The 12015-nt window shown below is 71.4% G+C and carries 10 protein-coding genes; 4 read left to right on the top strand and 6 right to left on the bottom strand.

Annotated features, from left to right (window positions below; translation table 11 throughout):
- The 3 genes from AB0E91_RS27260 to AB0E91_RS27250 all read right to left on the bottom strand — a co-directional run bounded on the left by AB0E91_RS27260 (position 1) and on the right by AB0E91_RS27250 (position 3552).
- Positions 1-1374 (bottom strand): sugar ABC transporter substrate-binding protein, encoded by a 1374-nt coding sequence (locus tag AB0E91_RS27260; RefSeq protein ID WP_361787226.1) that lies wholly within the window; start codon positions 1372-1374, stop codon positions 1-3.
- A gap of 203 nt (positions 1375-1577) precedes the next feature.
- Positions 1578-2348, bottom strand: coding sequence for a DeoR/GlpR family DNA-binding transcription regulator (locus tag AB0E91_RS27255; RefSeq protein ID WP_361787223.1), 771 nt, complete (start codon positions 2346-2348; stop codon positions 1578-1580).
- A gap of 394 nt (positions 2349-2742) precedes the next feature.
- Positions 2743-3552 (bottom strand): NAD(P)-dependent oxidoreductase, encoded by an 810-nt coding sequence (locus AB0E91_RS27250; RefSeq protein ID WP_361787220.1) that lies wholly within the window; start codon positions 3550-3552, stop codon positions 2743-2745.
- Positions 3553-3802: 250 nt separating this feature from the next.
- Here AB0E91_RS27250 and AB0E91_RS27245 point away from each other — a divergent pair, with 250 nt between their 5' ends.
- Positions 3803-4966, top strand: a complete 1164-nt coding sequence (locus tag AB0E91_RS27245) for a hypothetical protein (RefSeq protein ID WP_361787470.1) — start codon at positions 3803-3805, stop codon at positions 4964-4966.
- On the opposite strand, the gene AB0E91_RS27240 is transcribed toward AB0E91_RS27245, so the two are convergent.
- Positions 4903-6150: an MFS transporter gene (locus AB0E91_RS27240; protein WP_361787217.1), complete on the bottom strand. Its 1248-nt coding sequence runs from the start codon at positions 6148-6150 to the stop codon at positions 4903-4905. The two genes, AB0E91_RS27245 and AB0E91_RS27240, sit on opposite strands and share 64 nt — an antisense overlap.
- Positions 6151-6318: 168 nt before the next feature.
- Here AB0E91_RS27240 and AB0E91_RS27235 point away from each other — a divergent pair, with 168 nt between their 5' ends.
- The 3 genes from AB0E91_RS27235 to AB0E91_RS27225 all read left to right on the top strand — a co-directional run bounded on the left by AB0E91_RS27235 (position 6319) and on the right by AB0E91_RS27225 (position 9436).
- Entirely contained in the window at positions 6319-6906 is a 588-nt protein-coding gene (locus tag AB0E91_RS27235; protein WP_361787214.1) for a TIGR03086 family metal-binding protein, read from the top strand.
- A 100-nt stretch (positions 6907-7006) separates the two neighbouring features.
- Positions 7007-7804 (top strand): HAD family acid phosphatase, encoded by a 798-nt coding sequence (locus AB0E91_RS27230; RefSeq protein ID WP_361787211.1) that lies wholly within the window; start codon positions 7007-7009, stop codon positions 7802-7804.
- A gap of 177 nt (positions 7805-7981) precedes the next feature.
- The gene (locus AB0E91_RS27225; protein ID WP_361787208.1) at positions 7982-9436 is read left to right on the top strand and encodes an NCS2 family permease; all 1455 of its coding nucleotides are present in this window, start codon (positions 7982-7984) and stop codon (positions 9434-9436) included.
- 69 nt (positions 9437-9505) lie between these two features.
- Here the strand turns inward: AB0E91_RS27225 and AB0E91_RS27220 are convergent, their stop codons facing one another.
- Positions 9506-10957 carry a penicillin-binding transpeptidase domain-containing protein gene (locus AB0E91_RS27220; protein ID WP_361787205.1) on the bottom strand — a complete coding sequence of 484 codons (1452 nt, stop codon included), beginning with the start codon at positions 10955-10957 and terminating at the stop codon, positions 9506-9508.
- A gap of 119 nt (positions 10958-11076) precedes the next feature.
- Entirely contained in the window at positions 11077-11850 is a 774-nt protein-coding gene (locus AB0E91_RS27215) for an IclR family transcriptional regulator (RefSeq protein ID WP_361787202.1), read from the bottom strand.
- Positions 11851-12015 lie beyond the last annotated feature (165 nt).

Genomic DNA, 12015 nt, shown 5'->3' with positions numbered 1-12015 from the left:
TTACTTCTGGTACTTCTTGCCGACGGTCTCGGCGTACGCCTGCGACTTCTTCAGAGCGCTGTCCACCGACTGACGGCCCGCGATCGCGGAGCTGATCTCCTGGGCCACCTTGGTGCCCAGGTCGGTGAACTCGGGGATGCCGACGAACTGGATGCCGGGCGCGGGCCGGGGCTGCACGCCCGGGTTCGTCGGCTCGGCGCTCGCGATGGCCTCCTTGGTGACGTCCGCGAAGGCGCCCGCCTCCTTGGTGTACTGCGGGATCGAGTAGGTCGAAGCGCGCTTGCCGGCGGGCACGTTGGACCAGCCGGCCTGGTTGCCGACCAGGTTCTCGTAGCCCTTGCCGGACGCCCAGGAGATGAACTTCCAGGCGTCGTCGGGGTTCTTGGACGCCTTCTGGATGCCCCACGCCCAGGTGTAGAGCCAGCCGGAGCTCTTGGTCTTGTCGACCGGGGCCGCCACGTAGCCGATCTTGCCCTTGACCGGGGAGCCGGCCGCCTCCAGTGAGCCCGCGCCCGCCGTGGCGTCGTACCACATGGCGGTCTTGCCCTGCGTCATGTTGTTCAGGCACTCGGCGTAGCCGGACTGCGCGGCTCCCGACTCGCCGTGCTTGCGCACGAGGTCGACGTAGAACTGCGTGGCCTTCTTGAACTCGGGGGAGTTCAGGCGGGCGTTCCAGTCCTTGTCGAACCAGGTGCCGCCGAAGGTGTTGACCACCGTGGTCAGCGGGGCGATGACCTCGCCCCAGCCGGGCAGGCCGCGCAGACAGATGCCCTTCATGCCGGGCTCGGCGCCGTCCGCCTTGGCGGCGATGTCGGCCACCTGCTGCCAGGTCGGGTGGGCCGGCATCGTCAGCTTCTTCTTCGCCAGGACGTCCTTGCGGTACATCAGGAAGGAGGACTCGCCGTAGAAGGGCTCACCGTAGAGCTTGCCGTCGGCGCCGGTCAGCGCCTGCGTCATCGGGGTGAGGATGTCCTGCTGGTCGAACGTCTTGTCGCTCTTGACGTAGCTGTCGACCGAGTGGAGCCAGTCGTTCTTGGCGTAGATCGGGATCTCGTAGTTGCTGAGGGTGGCGACGTCGTACTGGCCCGCCTGGTTGGCGAAGTCCTGGCTGATCTTGTCTCTGACATCGTTTTCCGGCAGCGTCGTGAAGTTGACCTTGATGCCGGTCTTCTTGGTGAAGTTGGCGGCGGTGAGCTTCTGCAGCTCCACCATCTGCGGGTTGTTCACCATCAGGACGTTGATGGAGTGGGCGGCGGACCCGCCGCCTCCGGCACCGCCCGCGCCCGCGCAGCCGGTGAGCAGGGGGGAGACGAGCGTTCCCGCGGCAGCGGCGGCGAGGAGGACGCGAGGCGTACGTCGGATCTGGGTTGGCATGGCAGGGGGCTCCTGATCGCTTGTCGGTCCCGTAAGCGGAATGCGGGTGGTGCGGGTGGTGCGGTGACGGGTTTTTGCGGGTGGTGCGGGGGTGCCGGGGTGCGGCGGGACCGGCCGTGCGGCTCGCCGGGGGTACGGCGGACGGCCGGGTGGTGCGGGTATGTGGGTGCGGTACGTCCGGGGAGGTGCTTCCGGGGCTGCGGTCAGACCCTGATGACCTGCGGCCCGAGGAGTGAGTAGCGGTGGGCCTCGGCGGCCGGGAGCTGGGTGCTCGTGACGATCGCGTCCACCGCGCCGACATCGGCGAACCGGCAGAAGCTGACCGCCCCGAACTTGGTGTGCACGCCCGCGAACACCGTGCGCCGCGAGGCCCGGATGGCCTGCGCCTTGACCTCGCTCACGGCGGGATCGGGCGTGGTCAGACCGTGTTCGCGGGAGATGCCGTTGGCGCCGACGAAGGCGAGGTCCAGGACGAACCCGGCCAGCATCTTGGTCGTCCAGTGGTCGACCGTGGCGAGCGTGCCGGCTCGGACGCGGCCGCCGAGCAGCAGGACCGAGACGTTCTCGGCCTCCGCGAGGGCGCCCGCGACCGGCAGGGAGGCGGTGACCACGGTCAGCTGCCGGTCGGCCGGCAGGGCCTCGGCGATGAGCTGCGGGGTGAAGCCCTCGTCGACGAAGACCGATTCGGCGTCCCCGAGCAGCTCGGCCGCGGCTGCCGCGATCCTGCGTTTCTCGGGGACGTGGCTGGTGGCACGGAAGGCGAGCGTCGTCTCGAAGCCGGCGCTCTCCACCGGGTAGGCGCCTCCGTGCGTGCGGCGGACCAGGCCGTGGTCCTCCAGCGCGCGCAGATCGCGCCGGATGGTCTCCTTGGCCACGCCCAGCTCGGCGGCGAGGGCGGTGACGTCCACGGCGCCGGTCTCGCGTGCCGCGCGCACGATCGCGCGCTGGCGCTCTTCGGCCGTGTTGGTGCCCATGTAGTCACCCGCTCTCGTCATTGAGATGCCCGTTCGGGCCCTGGGGAGAGTTCTACAGCGGTCGCGCGGCGCTGACCAGGTCTGTTGGGAGTCCGATCCTGCCCGTGTGTGCCCGTTCACACAGTGCCATGCCCGCCCCGGACCTGCGCGGCTGCCCGAACGGAGATGAAAGCGGGCTTAGGAGGTGCCCGAAACGGCGGCGGGCGGGCCCGTTTGGTGCCCGCCCGCCGCCGCGAGGGATCGTTTTCGGCCGCGCCGGGGAGGGCGCGGCGGGATTTCGCAGGGGTTCCCTGCGGATTTCGTAGGAGGTGCCGTACGGGCTTGGGTACGGGTTCCGGCAGGAGGTGCCGTTCCGGTTTCCGTACGGGCTTCAGTACGGGTTCCCGTACGGGCCTCAGTACGGCCAGATCGGCGGGTCCGTGACGAAGGGGCCGCCCAGGTGGTGGTGGGCCGGGTTCGCCGGGTCCAGCTCGCCCTCCTTGGCGATCAGGTCGGCGGCGTACGGCTCGGAGTCGTCCCTCGGCTCGTAGCCCAGCGCCCGCGCGCCGCTCAGGTCCATCCACGCGCGCGTGTTGGCCGAGCCGCCGTAGACGACCGTGTGGCCGACGCCCTCGGCGGTCAGGGCCGCGTGGAAGAGGCGGGCGGCGTCGGCGGGGCTCAGCCAGATCGACAGCATCCGCACGGTGGTCGGTTCCGGGAAGCAGGAGCCGATGCGCACGGAGACGGTCTCCAGGCCGTGCTTGTCCCAGTAGAGCTGGGCCAGGTCCTCGCCGAAGCACTTGGACAGGCCGTAGAAGGTGTCCGGGCGGTGCGGGGTGGCGGCGGGGATCGGGTGGCCGCCGTCCAGGGGCGCGGGGGTGTAGCCGACGGCGTGGTTGGAGGAGGCGAAGACCACGCGGGGGACGCCTTCGAGGCGGGCGGCCTCGTAGAGGTTGTAGGTGCCCTCGATGTTCGCGCGGAGGATCTTCTCGAAGGGCGCCTCCAGGGAGATGCCCGCGAGGTGGAGGATTCCGTCCACCCCGCGCACCGCCTCGCGCAGGGCCTCCTGGTCCGCGAGGTCGGCGGTGATCGCGTCCGGCTCGCCCTCGACGGGGCGGACGTCCAGCAGGCGCAGCGTGTAGCCGTACCGCGGCAGCAGGGAGCGCATGAGGGTGCCGAGTCCGCCGGCGGCGCCGGTGAGCAGGATCGTGCGGGGCGCGGGCATTCTCGGTCTCCTTGCCGCCGGGGGTGCCGGTCGTGTGGGCGAACATGATTCACATGCATGGGCAAGCTAGGAGAGGCGCCGGGGCCGGTCAAGAGGACATCACGGGGCGGAACACCCGTGCACGGGTGGCTTGTTGGGTGCTTGACCGGCCGGAGAGCGGGACCGTAGCGTGCCGCTGTTCATGGACTTGGACGCCGGTCAGGGATACATACGTACGCTGCTCCGGGTCGGGCCGCCGGAGGAGGACCATGTGAAGGCGTCGGCGTTCGTCTACCCCTGGGACGTGGCCGGTGATCCCGGCGCGGCCGACCGGATCGCCGGGCTCGGCGTGGAGCAGGCGACCCTCGCCGCCGCCTACCACTCCACCCGCGCCCTCACCCCGCGCCATCCGCGCCACCGGATCGTCACCGCCGGGCACGCGGCGGTGCTCTACCCGCCCGGGGGCCGGTGGGCGGGCCGCGAACTCCGCCCGTACCCGGCGGGCGACTGGGCCCCCGGCGACGCCTGGGGCGAGGCCGCGGGAGCGCTCGCGGCGGCGGGCCTGGAGACGCACACCTGGGTCGTCCTCGCCCACAACTCCCGCCTGGGCGCGGACCATCCGCACACGTCGGTCGTCAACGCCTATGGCGACCGCTACCCCTGGGCACCCTGCATCGCCCAGCCCGCCGTCCGCGCCTACCTGGTGGACCTGGCCGCCGAGGCCGCCGTACGCCCCGGCGCGCACGGCACCGAACTGGAGTCCCTCGGCTGGTACGGGCTGCGGCATCTGCACGCCCACGACAAGACGGGCGGGGTCGTGCTGGGCGACGCGGGCGAGTATCTGATGTCGCTGTGCTTCTGCCCCGACTGCCGGGACGGGTACGGCGGACACGGCCTGGACGCCGACAAGCTGGCCGCCGTCGTACGGACCGCCCTGGAGCCGGTGTGGCGCGGGGCGCCGGACGGCGGGGGGTGGGGGGACGTGGAGCGGCTGCTCGGCGCGGACACGGCGGCCGCCACGCTCGCCTGGCGCGAGCACACCGCCCGCACGCTCCAGGAGGACGCCGTCGCGGCCGTACGCGCCGCCGCGCCCGAGGGCTTCCAGGTGCTCCTGCACGCGGACCCCGTGTCGTACCACTGCGGCGCCAACGCCGGGGTGGACCCCGCCCACATACTCTCCGTCGCGGACGGTGTGGTGGTCCCCTGTGTGGGCGGTATGGCGCCGCTGGCGCCCTTCGCCGCGCGGGCCGGACTCGACACGGTCCTGGCCGCCAACCTCACCGTCGTCTCCGGCCTGGGCGGCAGCCCGGGCACCCTCGCGGCCGACGCGGCCCGTGCGCAGGACGCCGGGGCGACGGAACTGCGGCTGTATCACGCCGGGTTGGCGTCGGACGGCGACCTCGCGGCGGTGCGGGAGGCCCTGTCGGGGCACTGAGCGAGGAAGGCCGCCGTCGCGAGCAGGGGGAGGGCGTAGAGCGGCAGCAACAGCCTGAGGCCGGCGGTCTCGACGAGGGCGGCGCCGAGGGCCAGGCCCAGTACGTTGGGCGCGAAGACCAGCGTGTTGGCGGCCGCCGAGGCGCGGCCCAGCAGGTCCTCGGGCGTCTCGCGCTGCACGGCCGTGAACGCCGCGATCAGCGCGCACGGCAGTCCCAGACCGGCCACCGCGCCCGCCGCCAGCGCCACCGGGGCGGAGGGCACCACGCGGGCCGCCACCGCGACCGCCGTCAGGGCGATCCCGGCCGCCGCGAACCGGTGTCCGCCGAGCCGGGCGAGCAGCGGACCGGCGGCCACGCCGATCACCACCGAACCGACGCCCTGGGCGGCGTAGAGCACGCCCGCGTAGGCGGGGGCGCGACCGAGGCGGTCCACGACGGCGTACACCGTGGCGCCGTTCAGTGCGGCGAGCAACATGGTGGTGCCGGCCGCCATGACCAGCGGCCGGAGGGCGGGGTGGCCCCACACGTGGCGCAGCCCCAGGGCGATTCCGGCCTCGGCCTCGGCTGCGGCCTTCGGGTGCGCGGCGCGGGCCGGGTGCCCCTCCCGCACCCGCAGCAGGGCGCAGAGCGCGGCGGCGAGCACGAAGGTGGCCGCGTCGAGCAGGGCGACGGCCGGGCCGCCGTAGGCGGTGTAGAGACCGGCGCCCGCCAGGGGCGCGAGCAGCTTCATGCCCTCCCTGGCGGTCATGCGCAGCCCGTTGAAGGCACCGAGCAGCTCCGGGTCCACGGCGGCTCCGACCAGCGCCGACTCGGCGGCGTCGTGCACGGCGTCGGCGGCGCCGTACAGGAACAGCACCGCGAACAGCAGCCACAGGCGGGCGGGGGAGTCGACGGTGATCAGGGGGAGCAGCAGGGCGGCCAGGAACAGGTTCGTGGTGATCATCAGGGGCCGTCTGCGCATCCGGTCGGCGAGTGCGCCCAGCGCGGGTCCGGCCAGGGTGGGCGCCCACAGGGCGAACACACACAGCGCCGCCAGCCCGTCGGACCCGGTGATGTCCTTCACCCACACACCCGACGCCAGCCACAGCGCGGACGAGCCGAACCCGGAGACCACCGTGGTCGCCAGACACAGCCCCGCGGACCGGTCCCGCAGCACGCGCCGCACGGTCGAGAAAGTCGTCATGCCGCTCGATCGTGGGTCTGAGGAGGGGGGTCGGGGATCGGGAGGATGCCCTATTTCGGGGGCTGTCCGGGGGCTGTCCGGAGGGCGCCGATGAGTTCGCGCCCCCGGGCAGGTCATACCTCCGTACACGGACGCCCGCCGTGCCCCCCCTGTGTGAGGAGCCCCGCCATGACCGCCCCGCTGCCCGACCTCGGCCCCCAGACCCGGATCGTGGCCCAACTCGCCGACCATGTGTCCGACGACCAGCTGACGGCCCCCACTCCGTGCCCGGACTACATGGTCGGCGACCTGCTGGCCCACCTGCACGCCCTGTCCGTCGCCTTCCGTTCGGCGGCCCTCAAGGACTTCGGCCCAAGAACCGACACCGCCCCCACCACGGCCAGGCCCGTCCTCTCCCCGGACTGGCGCACGGAGCTGCCCAAGGCCCTGGACGCCCTCGCCGACGCCTGGCGCGACCCCTCCGCCTGGACCGGCGACACCCGCGCGGGCGGCGTCGACCTCCCCGGCGCGGTCGCGGGCGCCGTGGCCGCCGACGAGCTGGTCGTCCACGCCTGGGACCTCTCCCGAGCCCTGGACCTCCCCTACACTCCCGACCCCGACGCCCTGTCCTCCGCCCACACCTTCCTCCAGGCGACCGCCGAACTCCCCGACCGCCCGGCCGGCCTCTTCGGCCCGATCGTGCGGATCCCGGAGGACGCACCGCTCCTCGACCGGGCGCTGGGGCTGAGCGGGCGTGACCCGGAGTGGCGGAGGTAGTTCGTCCGGTTCGGTCCCGCGCCCCCCGGAGGGCCATGGCTTGATATCGATCGTGCAACGTCCGCCCCGCCGCAGCGATGACGCGCGTAGAAAACCTGTCATGCATAAATCACTGCGGATCGCGGCGGCCACCGCCGCCTGTGCGCTCGCCGGGGGACTGCTGTACGGCGCCGGTGCGGCCACCGCCGGGCAGTCGACGGCGAACTCCACCCACGAGCCCTACAACATCGGGCTTCTGGTGAAGGACATCGACACCTATTACGGCACGACCGCCGACAGCAAGGGGGTGTACCAGGCGTCGCCGAGCAGCCCGTACGCCACGGACCTGGCGCGGATCGACGCCGACGCCAAGCGCTGGATCGACCAGGCGGCGCGCAAGACGCACCACCGGGGGAACAAGCCGGCCGTCGTCTTCGACATCGACGACACGCTGCTGCTGAGCCTCGACTACGAGAAGCGGTACAACTACACGTACGACCCGGTCACTTGGAACGATTACGTCAATCGTGCCGACCGGCCCGAGGTCTTCGGCAGCCCCGCCCTCGTGCGGTACGCCGAGTCCAAGGGTGTCGCCGTCTTCTACAACTCCGGGCTCAGCGAGGCGCAGCGCGCCGGTGCCGTGGAGAACCTGAAGAAGGTCGGGGCCGACGTGAACCTCGACCCGGCCCACATGTTCCTCAAGGACAAGGCCAACCCGCCCGCCTACCTGTCGGGTTGCGCCACGCCGGGTGCCTGGACCTGCACGACCGTGCAGTACAAGTCCGGTACCCGCAAGCACATCGAGCAGGACCTCGGGTACGACATCATCGCCAACTTCGGCGACCAGTACTCCGACCTGGACGGCGGCTACGCCGACCGCACCTACAAGCTGCCCAACCCGACGTACTTCGTCAGCTGAGATCCAACGCAGCACACACGTAGGGAAGTTGTCGTCCGGCCCCGGCCTTCCGCCGGGGCCGGACCCATGTCCGATTCCGTTACACGGGGAAAACCTGAAACAGGCGGAACAGGGGAACAATCCAGCCAGCATCCGCACACCCACACCCGCCACGGCGGCGCGACGAGGAGTACGCCCATGTCCGAGACGCAGAAGGTGGATTCACAGCCCGGCAGAGCCGCGCCCCCCGCCGGCAACGGAGTCGACCGGTACTTCCGGATATCCGAGCGGGGATCGAACTTCGGCCGGGAGATACGCGGCGGTGTCGCCACGTTCTTCACCATGGCCTACATCCTCGTGCTCAACCCGATCATCCTCGGCAGCGCCAAGGACAAGTTCGGGCACACCCTCGACACCGGTCAACTCGCCACCGCCACCGCCCTGGTGGCCTGCGTGATGACGATCATCATGGGTGTCGGCGGCAACCTCCCGCTCGCCATCGCCGCGGGCCTCGGCCTCAACGCCGTCGTCGCCTTCCAGCTCGCCCCGCTGATGAGCTGGTCCGACGCGATGGGCCTGGTCGTCATCGAGGGCGTCGTGATCTGCGTCCTGGTCCTCACCGGACTGCGCGAGGCGATCATGAACGCGATCCCGCAGCAGCTCAAACAGGCCATCGGCGTCGGCATCGGCCTGTTCATCGCCTTCATCGGACTCGTGGACTCCGGCTTCGTCAGCCGCATCCCCGACGTCGCCCACACCACCGTGCCCGTACAGCTCGGCGCCACCGGCCGGCTCACCGGCTGGCCCGTGCTCGTCTTCTGCGTCGGCGTCCTGCTCACGATCGCCCTGCTCGCCCGCAAGGTGAGGGGCGCGATCCTCATCAGCATCGTCACGATGACCGTCGTCGCGATCGTCGTCAACGCGGTCGCCGATGTGAAGAGTTGGGGGCTGACCACCCCGAAGGTCCCCGACAGCGTCGTCGCCGCACCGGACTTCGGGCTCGTCGGCCACTTCGACCTGTTCGGCGGCTTCGCCGAGGCGGGCGTACTGACCGCCGTCCTGCTGGTGTTCACCCTCGTCCTGTCCGACTTCTTCGACGCCATGGGCACCATCGTGGGCATCAGCGCCGAGGCCGGACTCCTGGACGAGCGGGGCAAGGTGCCCGGCATCGGACGGGTGCTGTTCATCGACGGCGCCGCGGCCGTCGCGGGCGGCGTCGGCTCCGCCTCCTCCAACACCGCCTACATCGAGTCCGCCGCCGGGGTCGGCGAGGGCGCCCGCACCGGCTTCGCCAACGTGATCACCGGCGGCCTCTTCGGCCTCGCGCTCTTCCTCACCCCGCTGCTCACCATCGTCCCGCTCCAGGCGGCGGCGCCCGCGCTGATCGCGGTGGGCTTCCTGATGATGACCCACGTCAAGCACATCGACTGGGACGACTACGAGATCGCCGTCCCGGCGTTCCTCACCATCGCCGCGATGCCCTTCACCTACTCCATCACCGACGGCATCGGCGCGGGCTTCCTCGCCTACGTCGTCATCAAGGCGGTCGTGGGCAAGGCCAGGGAGGTCAACTGGCTGCTCTGGGCGGTCTCGGCGCTGTTCCTGGTGTACTTCGCGATCGACCCGGTGGAGCAGCTTCTCGGCGTGAAGTGAGCCGAGCCGTACGCGCGAGGGGGCGGCCGGTGTGCACGGCACCGACCGCCCCCACGGGTTCGCGAGCGCCTACTTCAGCGCCGCCTTCATCATCGCCCGCGCCACCGGAGCCGCGAGCCCGTTGCCGCTGACCTCACCCCGCGCCGCGTCCGACTGCTCGACCATCACCGCGACGGCCACCTCCTTGCCGGTGGCGTCCGACTTCCCGTACGAGGTGAACCAGGCGTACGGCGTACCGCTGTTGTTCTCGCCGTGCTGCGCGGTACCGGTCTTGCCGCCGACCGTCACGCCGTCGATCAGGGCGTTGCGGCCGGTGCCGTCGCGTACCACCGTCTCCATCGCGGAGCGCAGCTGCTCGGCCGTACGGGCGCTGACGATCCGCTTCGACCCGGCGTCCCGACCGAAGTCCTTCAGCACATCGCCGTCGGCGTCGGTGAGCTGGGACACCACATGGGGCGCCACCAGCTCTCCGCCGTTGGCCATGGTGGCCGACACCATGGCCATCTGGAGCGGGGTGGCGGTCACGTCGAACTGGCCGATCCCGGAGAGCGCGGTCTGCGCCTTGTCCATCTTCGACGGGTACACGCTGGTGTACGCCCGCGCCGGCACGTCCAGCTTCTCGTCGTTGAAGCCGAACTTCTCGGCCATCGCCCGCACCTTGTCCTGCCCGAGGTCCACGGCCAGCTTGCCGAAGACGTTGTTGCAGGAGTACTGGAGCGCGACCCGGATCGAGGCGTTCTCGCACGGCGCCGAGGCGCTCTCGTTCGGCAGCTCCTGGCTCGTGCCCGGCATGATGTACGGCTCGGGGCTCGTGGTGCGCTGGTCCACGTCCGAGTACAGCCCGTCCTCCAGCGCGGCGGCCGCCACGACCAGCTTGAAGGTCGAGCCCGGCGGCAGCGGCTGGCGCATCGCACGGTTGGTCAGCGGCTTGTCCGGGTCCTTGGTGAGCCGGGTCCACGCCGAGCCGGCCGTGTTCGCGTCGGTCAGCTGTCCCGGGTCGTAGGACGGGGTGGAGACCATCGCGAGGATCTTCCCGGTCTTCGGGTCGATCGCGACGGCGCCGCCCTTCTTCCCGTCGAGTGCCGCGTACCCCGCCTTCTGCACCGCCGGGTCGATGGTGGTGACCACGTCACCGGGGTCGGCGCGGCGCCCGGTGACCGTGTCCATCATCGTGGTCAGCCGGTTGTCGGTGCCCTTGAGCAGATCGGCGTAGACGCCCTCCAGCTGGGTCGGGGCGTAGGCCTGCGAGGCGTAGCCGGTCACCGCGGCGTAGAGCTCGCCGTCCTTGTAGGCGCGCTTGTAGGCGAGGTCGCCCTTGGTGCGCGCCGAACCTGTGACCGCCTTACCGGCCACGACGATGTCGCCGAGCGGGCGCGAGTACGTCGCGATCGCGTTGCGCCGGTTGTCGTTGTCGTCCGCGAGCGCCTGGCCTTCGTAGAACTGCACCCAGGTCGCCCGGAGCAGCAGCCCCAGGACGAGCAGCAGTGCGAAGACGGACGCGTGTCTGATCGTCTTGTTCATCCCGACCGGACAGACGTGCGATCGGAGCGGAACGTTCCCGGCCGTTTGTGTTTCTCAGGGAACGTTCAGACGGGCACGATCGCCAGGCGTGCGAGCCGTTCACCGGGCGGACGACCCGTTCACAGCCGCCGCGTCGCCAGCGTCAGCCGCTCCCGCGCGTCGAACAGCGCGTCCTTGATCGTCTGCTCGTGCGCGTCCGTCAGCCGCGCCACCGGCACCGAGCAGCTCACGGCGTCACGGGCCGGGGTGCGGTACGGGATCGCGACCCCGAAGCAGCGCAGCCCGAGCGTGTTCTCCTCGCGGTCCACGGCGAAGCCCTGCTCGCGGATGCGGTGCAGCTCCTCGATCAGCTTCTCGCGGTCGGTGACCGTGTGTGCGGTGAGCGCGGGCAGCTCCTCCGGCAGCAGCGCCCGCACCTGGTCGTCGGTGTGCGTGGCGAGCAGCGCCTTGCCGAGCGAGGTCGCGTGCGCGGGCAGCCGGCGCCCGACGCGGGTGAAGGGGCGCAGATAGTGCTGGGACTGGCGGGTGGCGAGGTAGACCACGTCGGTGCCGTCGAGCCGGGCCAGGTGGATGGTCTCGGTGGTGTCGTCGGCGAGGCGGTCCAGGGTGGGCCGGGCCGCCGCGACCACCTCGTCGCCGTCGATGTAAGCGGTGCCGACCAGCAGCGCGCGCACCCCGATGCCGTACCGGGTGCCGGTCGCGTCCGTCTCCACCCAGCCCAGCTCCACCAGCGTGCGCAGCAGCATGTACAGACTGGACTTGGGGTAGCCGACGGCCTCCTGGACGTCCGCGAGGGAGTGCATCCCGGGCCGCCCGGCGAAGTACTCAAGGAGTTCCACGGTCCGCACCGCGGACTTCACCTGCGCCCCGCCGCCCGCCTCCGCTGCCGACATCGCCCCGGCTCCTTCGCTCGGCCGCGCCGGAGCCCGCGTGCGCGTGCGCGTGCCGGGCCCGGTTCGGCGTCGTTCGATCTCGTTCGACTTCGTCCGACGGCGACCTGGAAGTACGAGGACCCGGAGCCCTAGACTCCGGACTGCCGGTTCACCATCGAAGACGGC

This window comes from Streptomyces sp. NPDC026659 (assembly GCF_040638245.1).
In the GTDB taxonomy this organism is placed as follows: domain Bacteria; phylum Actinomycetota; class Actinomycetes; order Streptomycetales; family Streptomycetaceae; genus Streptomyces.
Note: the sequence above shows the minus strand (reverse complement) of the source record. Positions and strands in the feature narration are given on the sequence as shown.